27 protein-coding genes are annotated in these 25,687 nt (G+C 63.8%); all 27 read right to left on the bottom strand.

The genetic code is table 11. The features are described from left to right. Positions 1-13: 13 nt before the first annotated feature. Entirely contained in the window at positions 14-1,636 is a 1,623-nt protein-coding gene (locus AKL02_RS07300) for a ribonuclease J (protein WP_083075095.1), read from the bottom strand. A gap of 47 nt (positions 1,637-1,683) precedes the next feature. Further along, the gene (locus tag AKL02_RS07295; RefSeq protein ID WP_078599292.1) at positions 1,684-2,460 is read right to left on the bottom strand and encodes a type III pantothenate kinase; all 777 of its coding nucleotides are present in this window, start codon (positions 2,458-2,460) and stop codon (positions 1,684-1,686) included. 16 nt (positions 2,461-2,476) lie between these two features. After that, the gene (locus AKL02_RS07290; protein WP_269780194.1) at positions 2,477-3,229 is read right to left on the bottom strand and encodes a biotin--[acetyl-CoA-carboxylase] ligase; all 753 of its coding nucleotides are present in this window, start codon (positions 3,227-3,229) and stop codon (positions 2,477-2,479) included. Further along, positions 3,219-4,658 (bottom strand): NADH-quinone oxidoreductase subunit NuoN, encoded by a 1,440-nt coding sequence (gene nuoN / locus AKL02_RS07285; protein ID WP_083075093.1) that lies wholly within the window; start codon positions 4,656-4,658, stop codon positions 3,219-3,221. The genes AKL02_RS07290 and nuoN overlap by 11 nt, the downstream gene beginning before the upstream one ends. 11 nt (positions 4,659-4,669) lie before the next feature. Further along, entirely contained in the window at positions 4,670-6,208 is a 1,539-nt protein-coding gene (locus AKL02_RS07280; protein ID WP_078519417.1) for an NADH-quinone oxidoreductase subunit M, read from the bottom strand. Continuing rightward, the gene (nuoL, locus tag AKL02_RS07275; protein WP_078546626.1) at positions 6,208-8,397 is read right to left on the bottom strand and encodes an NADH-quinone oxidoreductase subunit L; all 2,190 of its coding nucleotides are present in this window, start codon (positions 8,395-8,397) and stop codon (positions 6,208-6,210) included. Before nuoL ends, AKL02_RS07280 begins: the two co-directional genes overlap by 1 nt. 6 nt (positions 8,398-8,403) lie before the next feature. Next, complete coding sequence (gene nuoK, locus AKL02_RS07270; protein ID WP_075774485.1) at positions 8,404-8,709, bottom strand: NADH-quinone oxidoreductase subunit NuoK; 306 nt, start codon at positions 8,707-8,709, stop codon at positions 8,404-8,406. A 49-nt stretch (positions 8,710-8,758) separates the two neighbouring features. Then, complete coding sequence (locus AKL02_RS07265; RefSeq protein ID WP_078519419.1) at positions 8,759-9,367, bottom strand: NADH-quinone oxidoreductase subunit J; 609 nt, start codon at positions 9,365-9,367, stop codon at positions 8,759-8,761. Then, complete coding sequence (locus AKL02_RS07260; RefSeq protein ID WP_078519420.1) at positions 9,364-9,774, bottom strand: carboxymuconolactone decarboxylase family protein; 411 nt, start codon at positions 9,772-9,774, stop codon at positions 9,364-9,366. Before AKL02_RS07260 ends, AKL02_RS07265 begins: the two co-directional genes overlap by 4 nt. Further along, a complete protein-coding gene (gene nuoI / locus AKL02_RS07255) occupies positions 9,771-10,262 on the bottom strand; it encodes an NADH-quinone oxidoreductase subunit NuoI (protein ID WP_075774482.1) in 492 nt (163 codons plus the stop codon). The genes AKL02_RS07260 and nuoI overlap by 4 nt, the downstream gene beginning before the upstream one ends. A gap of 3 nt (positions 10,263-10,265) precedes the next feature. Then, positions 10,266-11,303 carry an NADH-quinone oxidoreductase subunit NuoH gene (gene nuoH / locus AKL02_RS07250; protein ID WP_078519421.1) on the bottom strand — a complete coding sequence of 346 codons (1,038 nt, stop codon included), beginning with the start codon at positions 11,301-11,303 and terminating at the stop codon, positions 10,266-10,268. Between the two features lie 15 nt (positions 11,304-11,318). Further along, positions 11,319-11,729, bottom strand: a complete 411-nt coding sequence (locus AKL02_RS07245; protein ID WP_172976187.1) for a YNQ4 family lipoprotein — start codon at positions 11,727-11,729, stop codon at positions 11,319-11,321. Positions 11,730-11,743: 14 nt separating this feature from the next. Further along, positions 11,744-13,777: an NADH-quinone oxidoreductase subunit NuoG gene (gene nuoG / locus AKL02_RS07240; RefSeq protein ID WP_083075090.1), complete on the bottom strand. Its 2,034-nt coding sequence runs from the start codon at positions 13,775-13,777 to the stop codon at positions 11,744-11,746. Positions 13,778-13,830: 53 nt separating this feature from the next. Continuing rightward, complete coding sequence (locus AKL02_RS07235; protein WP_083075088.1) at positions 13,831-14,136, bottom strand: hypothetical protein; 306 nt, start codon at positions 14,134-14,136, stop codon at positions 13,831-13,833. 79 nt (positions 14,137-14,215) lie between these two features. Then, positions 14,216-14,587, bottom strand: a complete 372-nt coding sequence (locus AKL02_RS07230; RefSeq protein WP_083075086.1) for a hypothetical protein — start codon at positions 14,585-14,587, stop codon at positions 14,216-14,218. A gap of 12 nt (positions 14,588-14,599) precedes the next feature. Further along, complete coding sequence (gene nuoF, locus AKL02_RS07225; RefSeq protein WP_083075084.1) at positions 14,600-15,895, bottom strand: NADH-quinone oxidoreductase subunit NuoF; 1,296 nt, start codon at positions 15,893-15,895, stop codon at positions 14,600-14,602. A 10-nt stretch (positions 15,896-15,905) separates the two neighbouring features. Further along, positions 15,906-16,121, bottom strand: coding sequence for a DUF5337 family protein (locus tag AKL02_RS07220; RefSeq protein ID WP_083075082.1), 216 nt, complete (start codon positions 16,119-16,121; stop codon positions 15,906-15,908). Between the two features lie 10 nt (positions 16,122-16,131). Continuing rightward, positions 16,132-17,022 carry a helix-hairpin-helix domain-containing protein gene (locus AKL02_RS07215; RefSeq protein WP_083075080.1) on the bottom strand — a complete coding sequence of 297 codons (891 nt, stop codon included), beginning with the start codon at positions 17,020-17,022 and terminating at the stop codon, positions 16,132-16,134. 50 nt (positions 17,023-17,072) lie between these two features. Then, complete coding sequence (locus AKL02_RS07210; protein ID WP_083075078.1) at positions 17,073-18,299, bottom strand: NADH-quinone oxidoreductase subunit E; 1,227 nt, start codon at positions 18,297-18,299, stop codon at positions 17,073-17,075. Next, positions 18,299-19,543: an NADH-quinone oxidoreductase subunit D gene (locus AKL02_RS07205; protein WP_083075076.1), complete on the bottom strand. Its 1,245-nt coding sequence runs from the start codon at positions 19,541-19,543 to the stop codon at positions 18,299-18,301. Before AKL02_RS07205 ends, AKL02_RS07210 begins: the two co-directional genes overlap by 1 nt. Continuing rightward, on the bottom strand, positions 19,540-20,151 hold the full coding sequence (locus tag AKL02_RS07200) for an NADH-quinone oxidoreductase subunit C (RefSeq protein ID WP_078519431.1): 612 nt from the start codon (positions 20,149-20,151) through the stop codon (positions 19,540-19,542). The genes AKL02_RS07205 and AKL02_RS07200 overlap by 4 nt, the downstream gene beginning before the upstream one ends. A gap of 12 nt (positions 20,152-20,163) precedes the next feature. Further along, positions 20,164-20,688 carry a NuoB/complex I 20 kDa subunit family protein gene (locus AKL02_RS07195; protein ID WP_075774728.1) on the bottom strand — a complete coding sequence of 175 codons (525 nt, stop codon included), beginning with the start codon at positions 20,686-20,688 and terminating at the stop codon, positions 20,164-20,166. Beyond that, positions 20,688-21,053 carry an NADH-quinone oxidoreductase subunit A gene (locus AKL02_RS07190; protein ID WP_075774471.1) on the bottom strand — a complete coding sequence of 122 codons (366 nt, stop codon included), beginning with the start codon at positions 21,051-21,053 and terminating at the stop codon, positions 20,688-20,690. Before AKL02_RS07190 ends, AKL02_RS07195 begins: the two co-directional genes overlap by 1 nt. 297 nt (positions 21,054-21,350) lie before the next feature. Beyond that, positions 21,351-22,133: a crotonase/enoyl-CoA hydratase family protein gene (locus AKL02_RS07185; RefSeq protein ID WP_078539532.1), complete on the bottom strand. Its 783-nt coding sequence runs from the start codon at positions 22,131-22,133 to the stop codon at positions 21,351-21,353. Continuing rightward, positions 22,126-22,989 carry a hydroxymethylglutaryl-CoA lyase gene (locus AKL02_RS07180; RefSeq protein WP_083075074.1) on the bottom strand — a complete coding sequence of 288 codons (864 nt, stop codon included), beginning with the start codon at positions 22,987-22,989 and terminating at the stop codon, positions 22,126-22,128. Before AKL02_RS07180 ends, AKL02_RS07185 begins: the two co-directional genes overlap by 8 nt. Further along, the gene (locus AKL02_RS07175; RefSeq protein WP_083075071.1) at positions 22,982-23,650 is read right to left on the bottom strand and encodes a glutathione S-transferase family protein; all 669 of its coding nucleotides are present in this window, start codon (positions 23,648-23,650) and stop codon (positions 22,982-22,984) included. Before AKL02_RS07175 ends, AKL02_RS07180 begins: the two co-directional genes overlap by 8 nt. Further along, entirely contained in the window at positions 23,647-25,563 is a 1,917-nt protein-coding gene (locus AKL02_RS07170; protein ID WP_083075069.1) for an acetyl-CoA carboxylase biotin carboxylase subunit, read from the bottom strand. Before AKL02_RS07170 ends, AKL02_RS07175 begins: the two co-directional genes overlap by 4 nt. Positions 25,564-25,687: the final 124 nt, after the last annotated feature.

Here is a 25,687-nt window from a genome sequence, read left to right as displayed (position 1 = left end):
CGCGGAGCCGCGCTCAATCGGTCAGGCGGCTGGTGACGACGATCACTTCGGGCTTCTTGCCGATCTCTTCCATCGAGACCTGACGCGCGATGCGACGCAGGCCCTCGTCGATCTTGTCGTCATTTTTGAGGACCTTGATCGAGGCGCGTTCGAGATATTGCGTCATCTCGTCTTCAATCGTCTCCGCCAGCGGCGCGCCCGAGCGGCCCAGTTTCGGCAGGCCGTTCAGCTCGACCCAGGGCTCGCCCAGGGGCTGGTCTTCCTCGTCGAGGATCAGGGTCACGAGGCACAGCCCGTTCAGCGCCATGCGCATCCGGTCCCGCACCACGCCGTCCATAGCGCCGATCTGCACCGAACCGTCGAGGTAAGTGCGGCCCGCTTCGATATATTCGACGACTTTCGGCGCCTTGCCGGTCAGGTCGATCATCGTGCCGTTCGTCGCGACTTCCGACGCGATGCCCTTATCCGCCGCCAGCTTCGCGTGCTCGCGCAGGTGGCGATGCTCGCCATGCATCGGGATCAGCATCTTCGGCGCGAGCAGCTCATGAACCGCTTCCAGATCGGGGCGGTTCGCATGGCCCGAGACGTGATAGAGCCCGCCGTGATCGTCCACCACGTCGACGCCCATCTCGGAGAAGGCGTTCATGATGCGGATCACGCCACGCTCGTTGCCCGGAATGGTCTTCGAGGAGAACAGGAACGTGTCGCCCTCTTTCAGCTCGAGACCCAGATATTTGCCACGGCTCAGTTGGGCCGAGGCCGCGCGGCGCTCGCCCTGAGAACCGGTCACGATCAGCATCAGGTTCTGGCGCGGCACATCGCTCGCCTCTTCCGCCGAGATCGTGCCGGGCATGCCCTTGAGCACCCCGGTTTCTTCCGCGACCGAGACCATGCGCTTCATCGCACGGCCGAGCAGGCAGACCGAGCGGCCTGCGGCCTTGCCCGCTTCGGCGAGCGTCTTCAGGCGCGCGACGTTCGAGGCGAAGGTGGTCGCGACGACCATGCCGGTCTGGGCGCGGATCAGTTCCGAGATCGGCTCGGCCAACGTGGCCTCCGACCGGCCCGGCAGCGGCGAGAAGACGTTCGTGGAATCGCTCACCAGAACCTTCACACCGTCGCCTTCCTTGGCGATGGCATGCCACATCTCGGGCTCGAAGGGCTCGCCCACGATCGGGTTGCCGTCGAGCTTGAAATCGCCCGTATGGACGACGCGGCCCGCGGGCGTGTCGATGATGAGGCCGGAGCTCTCGGGGATCGAGTGCGAGATCGGCACGAATTGCACCTTGAACGGACCGGCTTCGATCACCTTCGGGCGCGGCTCGACGATCTGGATCGTCTCGGGCGGGATCCCCGCCTCTTCCAGCTTCAGCTGACCGATGCGGCCGGTGAAGGCCCGCGCATAGACCGGCTTGCGCAGCTTGTTCCAGACATGGGGCAGCGCGCCGATATGGTCTTCATGGGCGTGGGTGATAAAGATCGCGTCGATCCGGTCGGCATTCGCTTCCAGCCATTCGAGATCGGCGAAGATCAGATCGACGCCGGGCGTGCCGTCCATATCCGGGAAAGTCACGCCCAGATCGACAACGATCAGCCGCTCTTTCCCCTCTGGGCCGTAGCCGTACACATAGGCGTTCATGCCAATTTCGCCGGCACCGCCGAGGGGGAGGTAGATCAGTCTGTCACTCACGCGGGAAGATCCTTGTTATAGTCGTTGAGGAGGCGAAGGCCGTGCATGGTAAGGTCGTAATCCACACTGTCAAAGAGGTCAAAGCCCTGCGAGAACAGTTCGGCCAGACCGCCGGTCGCGATGACTTTCATCGGCCGGTCGCGTTCGAGCCGGATTTGGCGCACGACGCCTTCGACGAGGCCGATATAGCCCCAGAAAACGCCCGATTGGATACAGGCGACGGTATTCGTGCCGATGGCCTTTTCGGGCATCGTCACATCGACATGAGGTAGGGCGGCGGCGGAGGCGTGCAACGCCTCCAGCGAGAGGTTCACGCCGGGCGCGATCACGCCGCCGATATAGGCCCCGTCGGAGGCCACCACGTCGAAGGTGGTCGCAGTGCCGAAATCGACGACGACGATATCGCCGCCATGCCGGTCATAGCCCGCCACCGTGTTCACGAGGCGATCCGGCCCCACGGTCGTGCCCGGATCGACGCGCGGCTCGACCGGGAGACGGCATTCGGGCTTGCCCACCACCAGCGGGCGGCAGTTGAAATACCGGTTCGACAGGACCCGCAGGTTGAACACGACGCGCGGCACGGTCGACGAGATGATCACCTCGGTGATCTCGCCGGCGATCTCCTGCACGCGCATCATGCCCGACAGCCAGAGGAAATATTCGTCCGCCGTGCGCTGGTGATTGGTCTCCATCCGCCAAGTGGCGACGAAATCCGTCCCGTCCCAGACCGAAAAGACCGTATTGGTGTTACCGCAGTCGATGCAGAGAAGCATGGCTCCCCCTTTCCGCTCAGAAAAAGATATCCGCTGCCGAGATGGCGCGACGGCCCTCGGGCGTGGTCAGGATAAGCGCCCCGGTCTCGTCGATGGTCTCGAAGGTGCCACGATAGGTCTCGTTGCCGACCCGGGCGGTGATCTCCTCGCCCAGACGCGCCGCGCGGGCGAGCCACGCATTGCGGATCGCGTCGAAGCCGTAATCGCGGAATTGCCGGTCGTAGTGATCGAAGGCCTGCGCCAGCATCGGCAGGAAGTCGACCGGGGCGATCTGCATCCCGGTCTCGCCAATCAGGCTGACCGGGGCCATCGCCTCGGGCTCGACCTCGCTGCGGTCGGGCGCCTGCGCGAGGTTCACCCCGATGCCGATCGCGATCTGCTCTCCGCCCCGCAGGCTCTCCAGCAAGATACCCGCGATCTTGCCACCGCTCAGCAGCACGTCATTGGGCCATTTGATCGAGAGCCGCGCATGCGGGCCCCCGACATGGGCGAGCGCCGCCTCGAGCGCCAGAGCCGCGACGAAGGAATAGAGCGCCGCCTGCCCCAGCCCGCCCTCGGGCCGCATCACCAGCGTCGCCGAGAAATTGCCCGTGGGCGCGCGCCAGGCACGGCCGCGCCGACCGCGGGCCGCGGTCTGCTCATGCGCAAAGATCCACGCTGAACCGGAGAGGCCCGGCGCTAGCCGGGCCGCTTCATCCATGGTGCTATCGACCGAGGGCAGGACATGTCGCGCCACACCCTCGGGCCAGTCATCGCGCTCAGTTGACAAGAGCCGCCGCCGCAGCCTGGGCTGCGCCCTCGATGCCGAAGAGGTTGAAGATACCGAGCAGCATCGCCAGCGCGGAGACCATCAGAAGCCCCCATTGGATCGCGGGCATCCGGTTGTCCAGCGGGTCCGTCTCCTTGCCGAAATACATGTAGAACACGATCCGTAGGTAGTAGAAGGCCGCCACGACCGAGGCGATCACGCCCAGCAGCACGAGCCAGATATAGCCCGCATGCAGCGCCGCCTGCAGCACCGCGAACTTGGCGAAGAAGCCCAGGAACGGCGGCACGCCCGCGAGCGAGAACAGCAGTACCAGCATCGCCAGCGCCTTGGTCGGATCCTGACGGGCATATTGGTTCAGCGACTTGATATCGGTCACCGGCTGGCCGTCACGCTCCATCGAGAGCATGAAGGCGAAGACGCCGACATTCATCGTCACGTAGATCGCCATATAGGTCAGCATCGCCTGCACGCCCTCGGCGGTGCCCGCCGAGAGGCCCAGCAGCACGAAGCCCATATGGGTGATCGAGGAATAGGCCATCAGGCGTTTGATGTTCGTCTGACCGATCGCCGCGACCGAGCCCCAGACCATCGACAGGCCCGCAAGCAGCGCGAGGATCTGGCCCCACTCCGCCGGCACCTGACCGAAGGCGTCGAAGACGAGCCGTGCGATCAGCGCCATCGCGGCGACTTTCGGCGCGGTGGCGAAGAAGGCGGTGACCGGCGTGGGCGAACCTTCATAGACGTCGGGCGTCCACATGTGGAACGGCACCGCCGAGACCTTGAAGGCGAGACCGGCGATCAGGAAGACCATGCCGAACAGAAGGCCGATCGGCAGGTGACCTTCTTGAACCACCCCGATGATACCCGCGAATTGCGTGGTGCCCGCGAAGCCGTAGGTCAGCGAGGCGCCGTAGAGCAGGATGCCCGAGGACAGCGCGCCGAGCACGAAGTACTTCAGACCCGCTTCCGAGCTCTTCTCGCTCTCGCGGCGCAGCGCGGCCACGATGTAGAGCGCGAGCGATTGCAGCTCGAGCCCCATGTAGAGCGACATCAGGTTGCCCGCCGAGACCATCATCATCATGCCGATGACGGCCAGCGTCGCAAGGATCGGGTATTCGAAGCGCAGCAGCCCGCGCCGCTGCATGTAATCGGTGCCCATCGCGAGAACCAGCGCAGCCGAGACGAGGATCATCACCTTGGTGAAGCGCGAGAACGCGTCGTCGATGAAGAGGCCACCGAAGGCCTCATGCGACCCTACCTCGGCCAGACCGATCCAGGCCGCGATCACCAGCATGACGCCGGAGGTGATCCACAGCAGGGTCGGCGCAAGCTTGTCCTTGCCGAACCACACACCCGCGAGCAGCGCCACCATCGCGTAGACGGCGAGCAAAAACTCCGGAAGGACGATCGAGAAATCCGCAGAAGTCATCCCTCAGCTCCTCAGTGTTCGACCAGGTCGGACAGAAGGTTGTCCGGCAAGGCATCGTGATAGTTCTGGACGAGTTGCGTCACCGACGGCCCGATGATGTTGGTCACCAGATCAGGATAGACCCCGAGCAGCAACGTCATCGCCACCAGCGGCGCGAAGATCCACTTCTCGCGCGTACTCAGGTCGGTGATCGAACGCAGGCTCTCCTTGATCAGATCGCCGAAGACGACCCGGCGATAGAGCCAGAGCGCATAGGCCGCCGACAGGATCACGCTCGTCGTGGCGAAGAGCGCAACCCACGTATTCACCTGGAAGACGCCCACGAGGATCAGGAACTCGCCGACGAAATTGGCGGTGCCGGGAAGGCCGACATTGGCCATCGTGAAGAACATGAAGATCGTCGCATAGGCGGGCATGCGCTTCACCAGGCCGCCATAGGCCGAGATTTCGCGCGTATGCATCCGGTCGTAGACCACACCCACCGCGAGGAACAGCGCCGCCGAGGTGAAACCGTGCGCGACAACCATGAAGATACCGCCCTCGATGCCCTGCTGCGTGCCCGAGAAAATCCCGAGCAGCACGACGGCCATGTGCGCGACCGAGCTATAGGCGATGACGCGTTTGATATCGGTCTGCACCAGCGCCACCAGCGAGGTCCAGATGATCGCGATCACCGCGAGCCACATCGCCCAGGGGCCGACCACGAGGTTGCCCACCGGGAACATCGGCAGCGAGAAGCGCAGGAAACCGTAATCGGCGAGCTTCAGCAGCACCGCGGCGAGCACGACCGAACCGGCCGTCGGCGCCTGCACGTGCGCGGCAGGCAACCAGGTGTGCACCGGCCAGAGCGGCATCTTGATCGCGAAGGAGATGAAGAAGCCGAGCCAGAGCAGCGTTTGCACCCCGCCGGGGATCGTTATCCCGAGTATGTGCACCGGTGTGTATGGGAACTCGTAGACGAGCAGCCCCGGCATGTCCGTCGTTCCGGTGTGGAAGTAGATGTAGATGATCGACACCAGCATGAAGACCGAGCCGAAGAAGGTGTAGAGGAAGAACTTGAACGCGGCGTAGACGCGCTGCTTGCCCCCCCAGATACCGATGATCAGGAACATCGGGATCAGGCCCGCTTCGAAGAACAGGTAGAACAGCACCAGATCGAGCGTAACGAAGGTACCCACCATCAGCGTCTCGAGGACGAGGAAGGCGATCATGTATTCCTTCACGCGGTCGGTGACGTTCCAGCTACCGACGATCACCAGCGGCATCATGAAGGTGGTCAGCATCACGAAGAGGATCGACAGGCCGTCGACGCCCACGCGGTACTGGAACCCCATGATCCAGGAGTATTTCTCCATGAACTGGAAGCCGGTGTTGGACGGGTCGAACCCGGCCAGCAGGAACAGCGAGATCAGGAAGGTGACCGACGTCGCGGTCAGCGCCACCCATTTCGCGTTCCGGTCCGCCTCGGGCGAGCCGCCGCGCAGAACCAGCGCGAGGATCAGCGCCGCCACGGCGGGCGTGAAGATGACGATGGAAAGCAGGTGTTGCATCAGTTCGCCCCCCCGTTGAGGACGACCCAGAGCATGAGACCGACAATCCCGATCACCATGGCGAAGGCGTAGTGGAACAGATAGCCCGATTGCATCCTGTTAAGGAACCTCGTGAATGTCGGGACGATGCCGACGGCCATGCCGTCGATAACTCGGTCAATCGAGCCCTCGTCCCCTTTCTTCCAGAATTGATAGCCGAACCAGAGCGCCGGGCGCACGAAGATGCGCTCGTACAGCTCGTCGAAATACCACTTGTTGAGCAGGAAGCGGTACAGGCCCGGCTGCGCCTCGGCGAACCGCTTCGGCAGGCTGGTGTCCTTGATGTAGAACAGCCATGCCACGAGAAGCCCTGCAAGCATCGCCACGAAGGGCGAAACCTTGACCCAGGCCGGCGCGTGGTGCGCCTTGTCGATGACCTCGTTTTCCTGACCCATATAGATCGCGCCCTGAGGTGCGACGCCCGGATACTTGATCACCGCCGTCGAGACGCCGACATCCGGCGAGGTCTTGGCCTCGTCCATCAGCTCGGCCTCGGCCTGATCTTCGGACATGGTCGCATCCGGCACCGGCGGCGTTGCGCCATGGGTGCCCTCGCCGGTCTGCGCAGCCTCGCCATTCGTCGCGTGACCCGCATCCGCCGTCTGCTCGGCATGGGCGGGAAGCCCGAAGAATTTCACCAGCTTCGCGTGATCGCCGAAGAAGACGTTGTACCAGATCATCCCGGCGAAGATCGCGCCGAAGGACAGAACCACCAGCGGCACCGTCATGACCCAGGGGCTTTCCTTCGCGTGATCATGCGCATGATGATCGCCGCGCGGTTTGCCGAAGAAGGTCATGAAGATCAGCCGCCACGAATAGAAGGACGTGAAGGCCGCCGCGATAACCAGAAGCCAGAAGGCATAGCCCGCGCCGGAACCGCCCCAGACGCTCTCGATGATCGCGTCTTTCGACAGGAAGCCCGCGAAGCCGATCGGCGTGAAGGGAATACCGACCCCGGTGATCGCCAGCGTACCGAAGATCATCGCCCAGAACGTCAGCGGCACCTTTTTGCGAAGGCCGCCATAGTTCCGCATGTCCTGCTCGTGGTGCATCGCAGTGATGACCGAACCCGCCGAGAGGAACAGCAGCGCTTTGAAGAACGCGTGGGTCAGCAGGTGGAACATCGCCACTGAATAGACGCCGACACCGGCCGCGGCGAACATGTAGCCCAGCTGCGAACAGGTCGAATAAGCGATGACGCGCTTGATGTCGTTCTGCACCAGACCCACGGTCGCAGCAAAGAAGGCGGTCGAGGCGCCGATCACGACGATGAAGGTCTGCGCATGCGGAGCGTATTCATAGACCGGCGACATGCGGCAGACGAGGAACACGCCTGCGGTCACCATGGTCGCGGCGTGGATCAGCGCCGACACAGGCGTCGGGCCTTCCATCGCGTCCGGCAACCATGTGTGCAGGAAGAGCTGCGCCGATTTACCCATCGCACCCACAAAGAGCAGGAAGGCACAGAGCTCGACCGCGTTCCAGGACCCCCAGAGGAAGTCGAGATTGGTCTCTGACAAGGCCGGGGCCGCCGAGAAGACGTCGTCCAGCTGCAGCGAGCCGGTCATGTAGAACAGACCGAACATCCCCAGCAGGAAGCCGAAATCGCCGACACGGTTGACGATGAAGGCCTTCATCGCGGCCGCGTTGGCCGAGGGTTTCTTGTAGTAGAAGCCGATCAGCAGGTAGGAGGCGACACCGACGCCTTCCCAGCCGAAGAACATCTGCAGCAGGTTGTCCGAGGTCACCAGCATCAACATGGTGAAGGTGAAGAAGGACAGGTAGGCGAAGAAGCGCGCCTTGTAGTTCTCGCCCTTGCCTTCGTCGAAATTCTCGTCATGGGCCATGTAGCCCCACGAGTAGAGATGCACGAGCGAGGAGACCGTCGTCACCACGATCAGCATGATCGCGGTCAGTCGGTCCATCCGGATCGCCCACGAGACGTCCAGCTCACCCGAGGTGATCCAGTTCAGGACGTGAATGTGCTGCGTCTGATCGCCCAGCGTGAGAAAGACGATCCAGCTGAGCAGAGCGGCGAGGAACAGAAGGCCCGTGGTCAGGACCATCGCGCCCTTTTCGCCGATCACCCGCCAGCCGAAGCCACCAAGGATCGCACCGACCAGCGGCGCAAAGAGAATGATCGTTTCCATCGTCCCTTATCCCTTCATCACGTTGACGTCTTCGACCTCGATCGAGCCGCGGTTGCGGAAGAAGACCACAAGGATCGCAAGGCCGATCGCGGCCTCGGCTGCCGCAACGGTCAGCACGAAGAGGGTGAAGATCTGTCCGACGAGGTCATCCAGATAGGCCGCGAAGGCCACCAGGTTGATATTCACCGCCAACAGCATGAGTTCGATCGACATCATGATGACGATCACGTTCTTGCGGTTCACGAAGATCCCGAAAATGCCGATCACGAACAGCGCGGCAGCCACGCCAAGGTAATGTTCCAATCCGATCATGCGTTCACCCTCGTTTCCGAACTCGCGTTTTTCGCTTGCTTTTGTTCGCTCACAGCCCCTGCCCCGGTTTGACGTCCACCATTTCCATCGTCTTGGACGGATCGCGATGCATCTGCGCGATGACGTTCTGGCGCTTGACGTTGGTACGATGGCGCAGCGTCAAAAGGATCGCCCCGATCATCGCGACCAGCAGGATCAGGCCCGCCGTCTGGAAGAGGTAGAGGTATTTGTCATAAACGAGCAGGCCGATCGCCTGCGCGTTGGTCATGCCCTCGGGCACCGGATCGGCACGCAGGCTTTCCGCCATGCCGGAGGTCTGCCACGCCCCGAAGGCGATACCCAGCTGCACCAGCATCACGACCCCGATCAGGAGGCCGAGCGGCATGTAGCGCGCCAGCTCGCCTTTCAGCGCGGCGAAGTCGACATCGAGCATCATCACCACGAAGAGGAAGAGCACCGCGACCGCGCCGACATAGACGATGATCAAGAGCATCGCGACGAATTCCGAGCCCAGCAGCACGAAAAGTCCCGCCGCCGACAGGAAGGTCAGGATCAGCCAGAGCACCGAATGGACCGGGTTCTTGGAAATCACCACCATGAAGCCCGCGACCACCGCCGTAATGGCGAAAAGGTAGAAGGCGAAAGCAAACACCGTCATTCGTTCTCTCCCGAATTCTCGTCGAAGACCGATTGCGCGATCTCGAGCGCGCGGGTCATGGCGGGCACCCCGCCGAACATGCTCATCTGAAAGATCACCTCGGCGATCTCGCGTTGCGTGGCCCCGGCCTCGAGTGCGTGGCGGATCGTCAGGCGCAGCTGCGAGTCCGCTTGCGCGCCCAGCACCGTGAGCGCGGCAATCGTCACCAGAAGCCGCGTCCGGCTGTCGAGCCCTTCGCGGTTGAAGGTCTTGCCGAACCACATCTCCATCATGTCCTTCGACATGGTGGGGAAGAGTTTCTCCATCGCAGCCGGATTGAAACTTTCCAGCGCCGGATTGAACAGCCGCGCCATCTCGGCCGACTGCTCCATCATGTTGCTAAAGAGTTTCGAAAAATCGTCGGTCATCTGTAAGGCGCATCCAGTTCGAGGTTGCGGGCAATCTCGGCTTCCCAGCGAGCCCCGTTCTCAAGGAGCTTCTGCTTGTCGTAGAACAGCTCCTCGCGGGTCTCGGTCGAGAATTCGAAATTCGGACCTTCGACGATCGCATCCACCGGGCAGGCTTCCTGACAGAAGCCGCAATAGATGCATTTCGTCATGTCGATGTCGTAGCGCGTCGTTCGGCGCGAGCCGTCGGCGCGAGGTTCCGCGTCGATCGTGATCGCCTGCGCCGGGCAGATCGCCTCGCACAGTTTGCACGCGATGCAGCGCTCTTCCCCGTTGGGGTAGCGGCGCAGGGCGTGCTCGCCACGGAAGCGCGGCGACAGCGGGCCCTTCTCGTGCGGGTAGTTCAGCGTGGGTTTCGGCGCGAAGAAATAGCGCATCCCCAGGCCGAAGCCTTTGATGAAGTCCACCAGCAGGAAATACTTGGCAGCGCGGTTATAGTCGAAAGCCATCTATCAGCTCCCCATCGCCCAGCGGGCCCAGAAGTGCCCGAAGATTTCGAATTTCGCGAGGAAAGCGATGATCACCACCCACGCCAGCGACAGCGGCAGGAAGACTTTCCAGCCAATCCGCATGAGCTGGTCGTAGCGGTAGCGCGGCACGATCGCCTTCACCATCGCGAACATGAAGAAGAAGAACACCATCTTGGCGAACATCCACAGCACCCCGTCGGGCAGGCCCGGGATCGGGGACAGCCAGCCGCCGAAGAACAGGATCGACATCAGCGCGCACATCAGCCAGATCGCGATATATTCGCCGGCCATGAACAGCAGATACGGGGTCGAGCTGTATTCCACCATGAAGCCCGCGACGAGTTCGGATTCCGCTTCCGGAAGATCGAAGGGCGGGCGGTTGGTCTCGGCCAGCGCCGAAATGAAGAACAGCGCCACCATCGGCAGGTGCGGCAGCCAGTACCAGCCCAGCAGGCCCCAGCCGGTATCCTGCGCGCGCACGATCGTCGACAGGTTCATCGAGCCGGTCGAGATGATCACCCCGATGATGATCAGGCCGATCGAGACCTCATAGGAGATCATCTGCGCGGCCGAGCGGAGTGAGCCTAGGAACGGGTATTTCGAGTTCGACGCCCAGCCGCCCATGATCACGCCATACACCTCGAGCGAGGAGGCCGCGAAGACGAACAGAAGGGCCACGTTGATATCGGCCAGCACCCAACCGTCGGCAAACGGGATCACCGCGAAGGTCAGCATCGCCAGCACGAAGCTCAGGATCGGGGCGAGGAAATAGACGAACTTGTCGGCGCCCGCCGGCACGACGATTTCCTTGACCACATATTTCAGCGCATCCGCGAAGGTCTGCATCAGGCCCCAGGGCCCGACGACGTTCGGCCCGCGACGCATCTGCACGGCAGCCCAGATCTTGCGGTCGCCATAGACCAGCCAGATCATCGAAAGCATCACGAAGGCGATAACCGCCAAGCTCTGCAGCACGATCAGCAGGAAGATCCCGAAAGGTGTCGCGAAGAATTCAGCCATGATGTCCCACTCTCTTCATACGGTCGGAATGCCGCGATCCTTGCAATCGGCGACGGTCACTTCCGCGTCGATCGTCTTGAGTCCCTGCGGCAAGGCGGGCGAGATGGTGTAGACCGCATCTGCCCGCCAGATGCCACCCTCTTCAGTCACATTCGTGCGCACGTGGCGCGCAAATCCATAGCCGCGCACCAGCGCATATTGCGCGGCTGCGCATTGGGCATAATCGGTCGCCGCTTTCTCGCCAGCGCCCTCGCCCGAGACACGCGCGCGTATCTCCACCAGATCGCTGTCGAGGAGCCGTGTCTCGGTGCCCCGATAGTCCGGTTTGACCGCGCTATCCCCCTGCGCCCCGCCGGTCGGCGTGCACGCCGCCAGACCGGCCAGAAGGCCGGGGGCGAGCGGTGCGATATTGGGCAGGGTCTGCATCATCCGTCTCAACCTCACTCGGCGGCAACAGGCGCTTCGGCCCGCGCTTTCGCGAGGCTCGCGCATTCGCCCATCACGACGGAGGCCCGTGCGATCGGGTTGGTCAGGTAGAATTCGTGGATCGGCAGACGGAAGGTCGCCTTACCCATGTCGCGCGGCTCGATCGCCTGCACTTCGTTCTCCACAACCTCATCGACCTGCGCCAGATGCGGCACTTCCGCGACCATCGCGCGGCGCAGACCGGCGAGCGTGTCCCAAGGCTGCTTGGCGTCCAGCTCGGCCGAAAGCGCGCGCAGGATCGCCCAGTTCTCTTTCGCCTCGCCCGGCGGGAAGGCCGCGCGGAAGGCAAGCTGCGGACGCCCTTCGGTGTTCACGAAGAGGCCGTTTTCTTCCGTATAGGCCGCGCCCGGCAGGATCACGTCGGCGCGGTTGGCCCCGCGGTCGCCGTGGCTGCCCTGATAGATCACGAAGGGGCCACCCTCGGCGCGCGGGGTGATCTCCACCTCGTCGGCGCCCATGTTGTAGATCACTTCGGCGCCGTCGATGGCCGCGAGCAAACCGCCCTCGGTCACAGCGCCCACATCCATCGCGCCGACACGAGCGGCGGCGGTGTGCAGCACCATGAACTTGGCGTTGGAGTTCTCGGCCAGCTTCATCGCATGGGCCAGAACCGCCTCGCCATCGGCTTCGTTCAGAGCGCCCTGCCCGATGATGACGACGGTGTTCTTCGCCTTGGTCTCGTCCGAGATCGTCTTGCCCGACAGCTCGGCTAGCGCGGCGCGGTCGGTGCCGACATGGACGTAGTCATAGGTCAGATCGCAGGCTTCGCCGACGAGACCGACAGTCGCGCCCTTGGCCCAGGCCTTGCGGATGCGGGCGTTCAGAACGGGCGCTTCCACCGCCGGGTTCGCGCCGATGATCTGCACCATCTCGGCGTTATCCAGATCGGCGATCGTCGCGTTGCCGACATAGCCGTAGCGGTTGCCGATCGGCAGACGCGCGCCATCGGTGCGGCATTCGACGGTGCCACCCAGACCGTCGATCAGCTGCTTGAGCGAGAAAGCCGCCTCGGTCGAGACCAGATCGCCCACCAGACCGGCGACTTTCTTGCCCTTCATCGCCTCGGCGGCGGCGCTCAGCGCCTCGCCCCAACTTGCAGGCTTCAGCTTGCCATCGACGCGGACGTAGGGCCGGTCGAGACGCTGGCGGCGCAGACCATCCCAGACGAAGCGGGTCTTGTCGGAGATCCACTCCTCGTTAACGTCGTCATTGTTGCGCGGCAGGATGCGCATCACTTCGCGACCCTTGGTGTCGACGCGGATGTTCGAGCCCACGGCGTCCATCACGTCGACGGTCTCGGTCTTCGTCAATTCCCACGGACGCGCGGTGAACGCGTAGGGCTTCGAGACCAGCGCGCCCACCGGGCACAGGTCGATGATGTTGCCCTGCATGTTGGAATCGAGCGTCATGTTCAGGTAGTTCGCGATTTCCGCATCCTCGCCCCGACCGGTCTGGCCCATCTGGGTGATGCCCGCGACTTCGGTGGTGAAGCGCACGCAGCGGGTGCAGGAGATGCAGCGCGTCATATGGGTCTCGACCAGCGGGCCGAGGTTCAGCTCGGTCGCGGCGCGCTTGGGCTCGCGGTAGCGGCTGAAGTCCACCCCGTAAGCCATTGCCTGGTCTTGCAAATCGCATTCGCCGCCCTGGTCGCAGATCGGGCAGTCGAGCGGGTGGTTGATGAGCAGGAATTCCATCACCCCCTCGCGGGCCTTCTTGACCATGGGCGAGTTCGTCTTGATCACCGGCGGCGCGCCTTCCGGCCCCGGGCGCATGTCGCGCACCTGCATCGCGCAGGAGGCAGCGGGCTTCGGCGGGCCGCCCACGACTTCCACCAGACACATCCGGCAGTTGCCTGCGATCGACAGACGCTCGTGGTAGCAGAAGCGCGGGATCTCGATCCCCGCCTGTTCGCACGCCTGGATCAGCGTGAGGTTCGGATCGACCTCGACCTCGTTCCCGTCGATGATGATCTTTCTCAGGTCAGCCATGGCTATCCGTCTCGTCTCTTCGGGCGCGAGGTTGCCCCCGCGCGGGTTTTAGGTCAGGCCGCGTGTCCGCAGCCCATCGGGAAGACCCAAGCGCCGTCCCGGTATGTATCGTTAATCGACGAGGCCACAGCCCCGCCGCAGATGGCGTTCGCGGCCCGCGTGGCCTCGGCACCCTCGTAATTCGCAAAGGGCGCCGCCTGCCGCATCACGACAAGCGCGCCGCTCGCGTCATAGGCCGCCGTATAGCCCTCGAGTGCCGCCAGACGGCGCGGCCCTTTGGAGGCCTCGTTGCCGCCCGGAGTGCCCATGCAGCCACCGAGTGCCAGCGCGCAGCCCGATATGATCACCGCCCGCATCATGCCGCCTCCGCCGCATGCGGGTTGGCCGGTTCGGCAACCAGTCGGCCGATATTCAGCTCGGCCAGGTGAAGAACGTCACTCAATTCGCACCTCCCAATCTGAAGAGGATGAGGGAGATGATGATGAAGTAGGCGACCCAACTGAGCGATAAGAGATACGACGTTTTCCTGAAGCCGTATTCATTCGTGAACCGATACTGTTCCGGCACGATCGCCCGGAAGATGAAGTGCTGAGTGGCGACAAACAGAAACAGAATCAACAGGACCATCAACTCTAGCGACTGTTCATTCCCTGCGTTCGCGGAAACACCGAGTTGGAAAAGGACAACAAAAAGCAGGGCAGTCCCCGCGAGCGCAGCGAACAACGCAAAGATGCGAACAGGGCGCGACAATCTCCGAGGCGTAACGGAGACGCGCCAAACATTGTCCACAAGTTCGAATTCTTTTTGCATCCGACTAGTCTCTCACTCCGCAGCCATCGCGCCCATGCGGCCCGTCTTGCGGGCCTTGATGCGGTCTTCGATCTCTTCGCGGAAGTGACGGATCAGGCCCTGGATTGGCCAAGCGGCTGCGTCGCCGAGCGCGCAGATCGTGTGGCCTTCGACCTGTTTGGTCACGTCGAACAGCATGTCGATCTCTTCGATCTCGGCCTCGCCGCGCACCAGACGGTCCATCACGCGCATCATCCAGCCCGTGCCTTCGCGGCAGGGCGTACACTGGCCGCAGCTCTCGTGCTTGAAGAATTTGGACAGGCGCCAGACCGCTTTGATCACGTCGGTGTTCTGATCCATGACGATCATGCAGGCGGTGCCGAAGCTGGATTTCAGCTCGCGCATGCCGTCGTAATCCATGATCGCGTCTTCGCATTGATCGGCGGGCAGGATCGGGCAGGACGCGCCGCCCGGGATCACCGCCTTGAGGTTCTTCCAGCCGCCACGGACGCCGCCGCCATGCTTCTCGATCAGTTCCTTCATCGAGATCGACATGGTCTCTTCGATGACGCAGGGCGTGTTGACGTGGCCCGACATCGCAAACAGCTTCACGCCGGTGTTGTTCGGACGACCGAAGCCCGCATACCACTCCGCGCCGCGACGCAGGATGGTCGGGACAACGGCGATGGATTCCACGTTGTTCACCGTGGTCGGGCAACCGTAGAGGCCCGCGCCCGCCGGGAACGGCGGCTTCATCCGGGGCATGCCCTTCTTGCCTTCGAGGCTTTCCAGAAGCGCGGTTTCCTCGCCGCAGATATAGGCGCCCGCGCCATGCGACAGGTAGACGTCGTAATCGTAGCCGGAGCCGCAGGCGTTCTTGCCGATCAGCCCGTCTTCATAGGCCTCGTCGATCGCGCGCTGCAGCGCCTCTTTCTCGCGGACATATTCGCCGCGGATGTAGATGTAGGCCGCAGCCGCGCCCATCGCGAAACCGGCGATCAGCGCGCCTTCGACCAGCGTATGCGGGTCGTGGCGCATGATCTCGCGGTCCTTGCAGGTCGCAGGTTCGGATTCGTCCGCGTTGATCGCGAGGAAGGCCGGACGCCCGTCGCTTTCCTTCGGCATGAAGGACCACTTGAGACCCGTCGGGAAGCCTGCCCCACCGCGCCCGCGCAGGCCGGAGGCCTTCACTTGCTCGATGATCCAATCCTTGCCTTTCGACAGGATCTCGCCAGTGCCGTCCCAATGCCCGCGCATCTTCGCGCCCTGCAGAGAGCGGTCATGCATCCCGTAGAGATTGGTGAAGATCCGGTCTTGATCCTTCAGCATATCGCTTCCCTCACTTGCCGGATTTCCGGCGCCAGATGCGCCAGACGAGTGCCAGCGCGTAGATATAGGCGGCTATCGCCGCGAGATCGCCGATCAGCGCGATCTGCGCCGACCAGCCCTGTTGTTGTCCGATCCATTGCAGGAGGAGCCAGAGGATCGTGGCGACGGCAATGATAAGGGCGGCTTTACGCCCCAACGCCCTGTCGTGCTCGTCGATCTGGCTCATTCACCCCCGCTCAGTAATCGTTCGTCTTCGCCCGTTCGAGGAACGCATCCATGCCGTCCTCGACGATGATCTTCGCCTGGCTGACCCACTTGTCGCGGGTGCAGCGGCCTTTGAAACGCGGCACGTTCTGGTCCGCATAGGCAATCTCTTCGGGGCCCCATTTCGCGATCTGGTCGAAATGGTAGATGCCCCAGCCGTTCAGCACTTCTTCGAGCTTCGGGCCGACGCCTTCGATCTTCTTGAGATCGTCGGCCCCCGCCTTGCGCGGCTGCTTCAGTCCACGCGGCTTCTTGCCGTCGCCCTCGGCGGCCTCGGGTTGCCCCCCGGCATTGGCGGCGGGCTTATCCGCGACCTGCGCCGACATCGCGGAGAGCGGGTTCGTGTCGTCGCTCTCGGACTTGGCCTTGGGCGCCGCTTTCGGCTCTTCGGCTTTAGGCTCTTCCGCCTTAGGCTCGGCCTCGGCCTCTTCCGTCGCAGGCTTGGTTGTCGGGCCGGGCTCGGGCTTGTCCGCCTCGGGCGTGGCCGCTTCGTCCTTGGGCGTCATGGTGTCGGCACGCGCCACTTCGCGTTCGGCTGCGGGCGTCGGTGCCGCCGCTGCTGCCTGCGCTTGGGCTGCCACCCCTTCCGGAGAGGAGGCGTTGAAGGTTTCGACCGGGCTTTCGGGAATTGCGGAGTCGTCGGAGGATGCGCCGGTACCGTCAGCCGCGCCCGGCGCGCCATGTTCGGAGCAGAACGCCCAGATCAGGAAGGCGCCGAACAGCAGGAAGGTCATCAGACCGAGGAAAAGAGCCACGAGGAAGGGCTCATGCGCCACGACCATCAGGAATACGGTGACCACAAGCCCCGTAATACCTGCCCAGATACCCGCCTTGCCGCGGCACCCTTGTGTCTGATCACCCATTCCCGTTTCTCCATTCACTCCGCCGAACGGCGGTCTCTACCCTGTTGCGCTTATTCGTAAATGCCGTCTTTCTTTGCGCGCGACGAGAATTCGGTCTCCGCCCCGCTGGCCAGTTTCTCTGCCTGACCTTTCCAGTCGTCACGCGTCGCGCGACCTTTGAACCCTTCGAGATTGCTGTCGACCCAAGCGAGTTCCGCATCGGTCCAGCCAGCGATCTGGTCGAAATGATAAATGCCCATCGAATGCAGAAGCGTCTCGAGCTTCGGCCCGACGCCCTTGATCATCTTGAGGTCATCGGCCCCACCGTCGCGCGGTGCGTCGAGCAGCTTGGGCTTCTCGCCTGCCTCTGCCTGTGCGGCCTCAGCCTCGGTGCCTTCGGGCTCACGCTTGGACTCCGGGCGGGCCTTCGAGGTGGCCTGCGCTTCGGATTTCGTCACGCCGGTCTTGTCGGCGGGCGCGTCCTTGGCGGGCTTGGCTTCGGTTTTCTTGGCGGCCTTGCGCGCCTCGTCCTGTTGCGCGGCAGAGCGCGGACGCTCCTGCCCCATCGTGCCGATCGGGCCGCGCTGACCCGAGCTTTGCCACGGTGCGGCGAGCGGCACTTCGGTGCCGTCGATGCGCTTGATCGTGTCGCCGATGCCGACCGCGAGGTCGACCGAAGCATTGTACTCTTCCTTGTCGCCCTTGCTCTCGGTGAGCGCGGTCAGGCCCGAGGCGGGCTCGGACGAGAAGCGGCCGGTCTGCGAGCCGGGCTTCGGCACATCGCCCTTGCCCATCTCGTCGATCAGCTTCGCGAGGCTCTCCTCGGTCAGGTCTTCGTAGTAATCCTTGCCGACCTGCATCATCGGAGCGTTCGCACAGGCGCCGAGGCATTCGACCTCTTCCCACGAGAACTTGCCATCTTCCGAGAGCTGGAACGGCTCGGCGGCGATCTTTTCCTTGCAGACCTTCATCAGGTCTTCCGCGCCGCAGATCATGCACGAGGTGGTGCCGCAGATCTGCAGGTGGGCGACCGAGCCGACCGGAGCCAGCTGGAACATGAAGTAGAAGGTCGCGACCTCGAGCGCCCGCATGTAGGGCATGTCGAGCATCTCGGCGACGGTTTCGATCGCCGGACGGCTCAGCCAGCCTTCCTGTTCCTGTGCGCGGAACAGCAGCGGGATGATCGCCGAGGCCTGACGGCCGACCGGGAACTTGGTCATCTGGGCCTTGGCCCATGCGAGGTTCTCGGGCGTGAACTCGAAACTATCGGGTTGTTCCGGGTAAAGACGGCGAAGCATTAGCGGTCAACCTCCCCGAACACGATATCCATCGTGCCGATGATTGCAGAAACGTCGGCGAGCATGTGCCCCTTGGCGACGTGATCCATGGATTGCAGATGCAGGTAACCCGGAGCGCGGATCTTCGCGCGATACGGCTTGTTCGTGCCGTCGGCCACCAGATAGACGCCGAACTCGCCCTTGGGCGCTTCGACGGCGGCATAAACCTCGCCCGCGGGGACGTGGAAGCCTTCGGTATAAAGCTTGAAGTGGTGGATCAGCGCTTCCATCGAGCGCTTCATTTCCGACCGCTTCGGCGGGGTCACCTTGCCGCGGGCAAGCACGTCGCCCTGATTTTCCGGCATCCGCAGCTTCTCGATCGCCTTAAGCACTATCTTGGTCGACTCGCGCATCTCGGCCATCCGGCAGAGGTAGCGGTCGTAGCAATCGCCGTTCTTGCCGATCGGAATCTGGAAGTCGAACTCGTCATAGCATTCGTAGGGCTGCGCGCGGCGCAGGTCCCATGCAAGGCCGGAGCCACGCACCATCACGCCGGAATAGCCCCATTGCTGGATTTCTTCCTCGGAGATGACGCAGATATCGACGTTGCGCTGCTTGAAGATGCGGTTCTCGGTCAGCAGCCCTTCGATATCGTCGAGCACTTTCGGGAACTCATGCGCCCATGTCTCGATATCGTCGAGCAGCTTCGGCGGCAGGTCCTGGTGGACGCCGCCAGGCCGGAAATAGGCCGAGTGCAGACGCGCGCCACAGGCCCGCTCGTAGAAGACCATCAGCTTCTCGCGCTCTTCGAAGCCCCAGAGGGGCGGCGTCAGCGCGCCCACGTCCATCGCCTGCGTGGTCACGTTCAGCAGGTGGTTCAGGATGCGCCCGATCTCGGAATAGAGCACACGGATCAGCGAGCCGCGACGCGGCACTTCCACGCCGGTCAGCTTCTCGATGGCGAGGCACCACGCATGTTCCTGGTTCATCGGCGCGACATAGTCGAGGCGATTGAAGTAAGGCAGGTTCTGCAGATAGGTGCGGCTTTCCATCAGCTTCTCGGTGCCACGGTGCAGCAGCCCGATATGCGGGTCGGCGCGTTCCACGACTTCGCCGTCCAGTTCCAGCACCATGCGCAGCACGCCGTGGGCGGCCGGGTGTTGGGGACCGAAGTTGATGTTGAAGTTGCGGATGCGCTGCTCGTCGGTCAGCGTGTCCTTCGAGCCGTCATCATAGACATTGTTGCGGATATCGCCGTCCATCATTTCGCCTCCTCGCCCTTCTCGTCACCGGGAAGGATGTATTTCGCGCCTTCCCATGGCGAGAGGAAATCGAACTGCCGGTATTCCTGCGTCAGCTTCACCGGCTCATAGACGACGCGCTTGAGCACTTCGTCGTAACGCACTTCGACATAGCCCGTCGTCGGGAAATCCTTGCGCAGCGGATGGCCGCGGAACCCGTAATCGGTCAGCAGACGGCGCAGGTCCGGGTGCCCCGAGAACAGGATGCCGAACATGTCGAAAATCTCGCGCTCGAACCAATCGGCACAGGGGTGCAGCTTGGTGATCGAGGGCACCATGTCCTCTTCGCGGACCGCCGCCTTAATGCGGATGCGCTGGTTGCGATACATCGACAGGTAATGCCAGACGACATCGAAGCGCTGCGGGCGTTCGGGCCAGTCGATGGCCGTGATGTCCACGAGGTTGGTGAAGCGGCAATTCGGATCGTCGCGCAGGAACTCGGTGAAGCCGGGAACGGATTGCGCGGTGATCGTGACCGTCAGCTCGTCGAAGGCGATCTCGGTGGAGACCACGTCATCGGGGCGCTTCAGCTCGATATGGCCGGCCAATTCGCGAAGGGCAGTATCGTCCATCTCTCGCTCTCCTCAGCGCACCAGCGTGCCAGTGCGGCGGATTTTGCGTTGCAGCTGAAGGATGCCGTAAAGCAGCGCCTCCGCCGTGGGCGGGCAGCCCGGAACGTAGATATCGACCGGCACGACGCGGTCGCAGCCGCGCACCACCGAATAGCTGTAGTGGTAATAGCCACCGCCATTCGCACAGGAGCCCATCGAGATCACGTAGCGCGGCTCGGGCATCTGGTCGTAGACCTTGCGCAGAGCGGGCGCCATCTTGTTGGTCAAGGTGCCGGCGACGATCATCAGGTCGGACTGACGCGGCGAGGCGCGCGGCGCGGTGCCGAAGCGCTCGAGGTCGTAGCGCGGCATCGACACCTGCATCATCTCGACGGCGCAGCAGGCGAGGCCGAAGGTCATCCAGTGCAGCGAGCCGTTGCGCGCCCAGTTGATGATGTCTTCGGTGGAGGTCAGCAGGAAGCCTTTATCCTGCAGTTCCTTGTTCAGCGTCTGCGTCGCGACTTCGCGATCCGCACCGGCGGTATTGGCAGAGGTCATCACGCCCATTCCAGCGCCCCTTTCTTCCACTCATATGCGAATCCTACGGTGAGAACCGCGAGGAAGACCATCATTGACCAGAAACCGACCATGGAAATCTGGCCGAAGGCCACTGCCCAGGGGAACAGGAAGGCCACTTCGAGGTCGAAGATGATGAAGAGGATGGAAACGAGGTAGAAACGAACGTCGAATTTCATCCGGGCATCATCGAAGGCGTTGAAGCCGCATTCGTAGGCCGACACCTTCTCAGGGTCGGGATTGCGGACCGCCACCACTGCCGCGGCGAGCATGAGCACAAGGCCCAACACGATCGCCATGGCGAGAAAGATGAGGATGGGAAGATATTCGCGCAGCATGTCATGCATGGGCTTGGCTCCCTAACATCGCGACGACTTGTCGCGCAGGTTCTGGCTAGGCGAGCAATAGCCTTGCGCCCCATTGGGGTCAACCGAGAGCAGGCCGGAAAATCATGCAAATGCGGGCCACAGATGCTTTTTGCATACGAATGTATGCGAATTTTTTGCGCTTCGAGCGCCGCTCAGAGCCTGCCCGCGTTGGACTGCGCCGCTTTTGCAACGGCGCAGCCTTCGATCAAACTTAACGGCGCTTTGAATTTTCGGAATATTCGACCTGCGCGACGCAGGGTGCCACTTAAGGCTGCCTTAAGCTTTCCACGCCGCATCGCGCTTCTCGAAAAACGCGGTGATTCCTTCATCCGACTCGGCGGATTCCCAGCGAGTCACCAACGCCTCGATCGTCATGTCGATCACGCTCTCGTCGATCCGCGGCCCCAGCGCCCGGACCAAGGCTTTGGCCTCGCCCACCGCCCCCGGCGCGCAGGCGAGATAGGGCTCGGCCTCGGCCATCACGGCGCGCTCCAGCACCTCGGGCAAGACCACCTTGGCCAGCAAACCCAGATCACGCGCCTCGGCGGCCTCGAAGATCCGCGAGGACATGAAGACGCGGCGCGCCCGCGCCTCGCCCATGCGCGCGACGACATAAGGAGAGATCGTCGCGGGCGTCAGGCCCAGCCGCGTTTCGGTCAGCCCGAATTTCGCGCCCTCGACGCCGATGGCCACGTCACAGACCGACATCATGCCGATCCCGCCGCCGAAGGCGTTGCCCTGCACCGCGCCGATCACCGGTTTCGGGCAGGTGTTGAGCGCCTGCAGCATCCCTGCGAGCTTGCGCGCCGCCGCCGCACGCTCTTTCGCGCCCGCCGCGATCTGGCTCTGCATCCATTTCAGATCGCCACCCGCGCAGAAGCTGCGCCCTTCGGCAGCGAGGATCACCACGCGCACGGCGTCGTCCGAGCCAAGCTGGCCGATGGCCGCGGTGATCTCCTCCATCATCTGCTCGGAGAGCGCGTTATGCTTCTCCGAACGCGCCAGCGTGAGCCGCGCGATGCCACGCGCATCGGTCTCGGTCTTGATCGTCTCAAACATCGCCCTGCCCTTTCATCTTCTTCGCCATCGCGGCCGCCTCGGCCAGAACGGCCACATCCAGCCCGGTCTCGTAGCCCAAAGCGTCAAGACGCGCCTGCACCGCCTCCGTCGCTACATTGCCAGCCGCGCCGGGTGCATAGGGGCAGCCGCCCAGACCGCCGACGCAGGCGTCGAACACCCGCAGGCCCATCGCCAGCGAGGCTTCGATATTCTCCAGCGCCCGCCCGGAGGTGTCGTGGAAATGCCCGGCGAGCTTTTCCGCCGGGACCTCACCCAACACCGCGCGCAGCATCGCCGTCACGCTTTCGGGCGTACCCTGCCCGATCGTGTCGCCGAGGCTGATCTCGTAGCAGCCCATGTCGCGCAGTTGCTCCGCGACCCGGGCCACGTTCTCCGGCGGCGTTTTCCCATCGAATGGGCAATCCGTGACGACAGAGATATAGCCGCGGACTTTCATATTATCGACTTTCGCAGCCTCCATGATGGGCGCGAACCGCTCCAGGCTTTCACTGATCGAACAATTCAGGTTCGCGCGCGAAAACCCCTCGGAGGCGGAGGCGAAGATCGCAACCTCATCGACTTTGGCCGCTTTCGCCGCCTCATAGCCTTTCATGTTCGGCGTCAGCGCCGCGTAGGAAATACCGGGGCGGCGCGTGATCCCGGCGAAGACTTCCGCCGAGTCGGCCATTTGCGGCACCCATTTCGGGCTGACGAAAGACCCCACCTCGATCCGGCGGAACCCGGCCCGGCTCAGGCAATCGACCAGCGCGATCTTGTCGGAAAGCGCGATCTGGCGCTTTTCGTTCTGCAGCCCGTCACGCGGGGCCATCTCGAAGATTTCGACAGTCTCAGCCATTGCCTTGCTCCATCGGGGGCAGCTCGTAGAAATCCTGCGCATACATGCTCGCCCCGCCCTTCTCGACCGCGCGCTGATAGGCAGGCCGCGCCTCGATCCGGTCGCGATAGGCGGAGATGTTCGGGAAGCCCTCGCGCGGCACGAAGCGGAACATCGCGTCGATATTGAACCCCATCATGCAATCGGCCGCCGAGAACGTCCCGATCAGCCAGTCGCGCCCTGCCAGATGCGCCTCGAGCGCCTTCATCGTGACGCCAAGCCGCTTCGTCTCGAGCGCCATCATCGCGGGCGAGCGCGCCTCGGGCGGACGCAGGAAGATATGCTGAATATTGAGGCTTTGCAGGATATTACCCTGCGTCTCCGCGAAATGTACCCATTCGAGGAAATCCGCGCGAGTGGGCTCTCCCGTGACCGGGGCCAGCCCTGCCTCGGGCCGGGTCTCGGTCAGGTATTCGACGATCGCGCCGCTCTCGAAGATCGACCGCCCGTCGACCTCCAGCGCCGGGATGCGCCCGGCGGGCGAGAGTTCGCGAAACTCCGGGCTGCGCAGCGAGCCATCGGTGAGCGACCATGTCTGAAGCTCGTAATCGAGCCCCATCTCCTCCAGCAGCCACAGCACCCGCATCGAGCGCGCGCCGGGGATGTGATGCAGTCGGATCATGCCTCGTCCTCCAGCCGGATGAGCGCAGCGCCCGCTTCGACCTGCGCGCCCTCAGTCACCAGCACCTCAGCCACCACACCGTCGCGGGCTGCGCGCATCGTGTGTTCCATCTTCATCGCTTCCATGATGGCAAGCCGGTCCCCCGCCGCCACCGTGTCGCCGGCAGAGACGAAGACCGCCTTCACCAGCCCCGGCATCGGTGCGAGCGTCAGGTCGGAAGCGTCGGCATCCGCCCCCCGCGCCAGCGGGTCGGGAATGTCGAAACGGTGCGCGCCATGCAGGAAGATGGTGATCGCCCCGTCAGACTGCGCCATCCGCGCCCCGGTCTTAGCACCATCCACCCGCCAGCCATCCTCGGCCAGCTGGCACGCATGGGCCTCCTCGCCCAGCTCGACCGTGACTTGGCCGGGCCCGTGCACGCGGATCGCGGCCTCTTCCTCGAAAGGCACGGCGCGGCGCGGTGTCTGCCAAAGGCTGAAGCCGCTCGCATCGCCGTTCCAAAGCCCGGCCGCGGCGATCACGGCCAGCGCTTTTGCGGCAACCGGCGTCTCGGTCGGGGCGGCGAGCGCGTCGATCTCGCGCCCGATCAGCCCGGTATCGACCTTGCCCTGTGCGAAGCCCTCGTGCCGCGCGAGCCGCGCGAGGAAGGCGAGGTTCGTCACCGTGCCCGCCACTTCCGTCTCTTCCAAGGCGCGCGCAAGTTGCCCCAGCGCGGTCGCCCGCGTCGGCCCGTGCGTGATGACCTTGGCGATCATCGGGTCGTACCACGGGCTGATCGTATCGCCCGTGCGCACCCCGGTATCTGCACGGCACCCATCGGCGAAGCGCAAATGCGAGAGCGTCCCCGTCGCGGGCAGGAAGCCCGCGGGCACGTCTTCCGCGTAAAGGCGCGCCTCGAACGCATGACCGGTGATCGTCAGATCGTCCTGCGCGCAGGGCAGCGGCTCGCCGCTCGCCACCCGCAATTGCCATTCGACCAGATCGACACCGGTGATCGCCTCGGTCACGGGATGCTCGACCTGTAGGCGGGTGTTCATCTCCATGAACCAGAACCGGTCCGGGCGCAGCCCGTCCGAGCCGTCCACGATGAACTCCACCGTGCCCGCGCCCTTATAGCCGATCGCCTCGGCGGCGCGTGTGGCCGCCTGCCCCATCGCGTCGCGCATCTCGGACGTCATGCCCGGCGCCGGGGCCTCTTCGATCACCTTCTGGTGGCGCCGCTGGAGCGAACAGTCGCGCTCGAACAGATGCACCGCGTCCTCGCCATCGCCGAAGACCTGCACCTCGATATGGCGCGGCGAGCCGATGAATTTCTCGATCAGCACGGCAGGATTGCCGAAGGCGGTCTGCGCCTCGCCCTGCGCGGAAGCCAGCGCATCCGCGAATTCGGACGGCGCCTCGACCAGGCGCATCCCCTTGCCGCCGCCGCCCGCGACCGCCTTGATCAGCACCGGGTAGCCGATCGTGTCGGCCGCGCCCGCGAGGTGCTCGGGGTCCTGATTGTCGCCGTGATAGCCCGGCACGACGGGCACGCCCGCCTTTTCCATCAGCGCCTTGGCCGCGTCCTTGAGCCCCATCGCGCGGATCGCCTTGGCCGAGGGGCCGATGAAGACCAGCCCCGCCGCCTCGACGGCATCGACGAAATCGGGGTTCTCCGAGAGGAACCCGTAGCCCGGATGGATCGCCTGCGCGCCGGTCTGTTTGGCGGCCTCGATGATCGCATCACCGCGCAGATAGCTGTCTTTCGGCGCGGGGCCGCCAATGGCCACCGCCTCGTCGGCCATCGCCACATGGCGCGCCTCGCTATCGGCCTCGGAATAGACGGCGACGGTCGCCACGCCCAGTTTGCGTGCGGTCTCGATCACGCGGCAGGCGATCTCCCCGCGATTGGCGATCAGGATCTTGGAAAACATGTCGGTCTCCCCTTTGAGAGCGTCGGAGGGGGCGCTGCCCCCGCTCCTGCGGAGCCCCCCGGGATATTTCGGCCAAGTCGAAGATTTGCACTTCCTCTTGGTCCAAATATCCCCGCCGGAGGCA

Origin of the sequence: Thioclava electrotropha, assembly GCF_002085925.2 — a bacterium.
Taxonomy (GTDB): Bacteria; Pseudomonadota; Alphaproteobacteria; order Rhodobacterales; family Rhodobacteraceae; genus Thioclava; species Thioclava electrotropha.
This window is presented reverse-complemented; position numbering and strand designations above follow the sequence as displayed.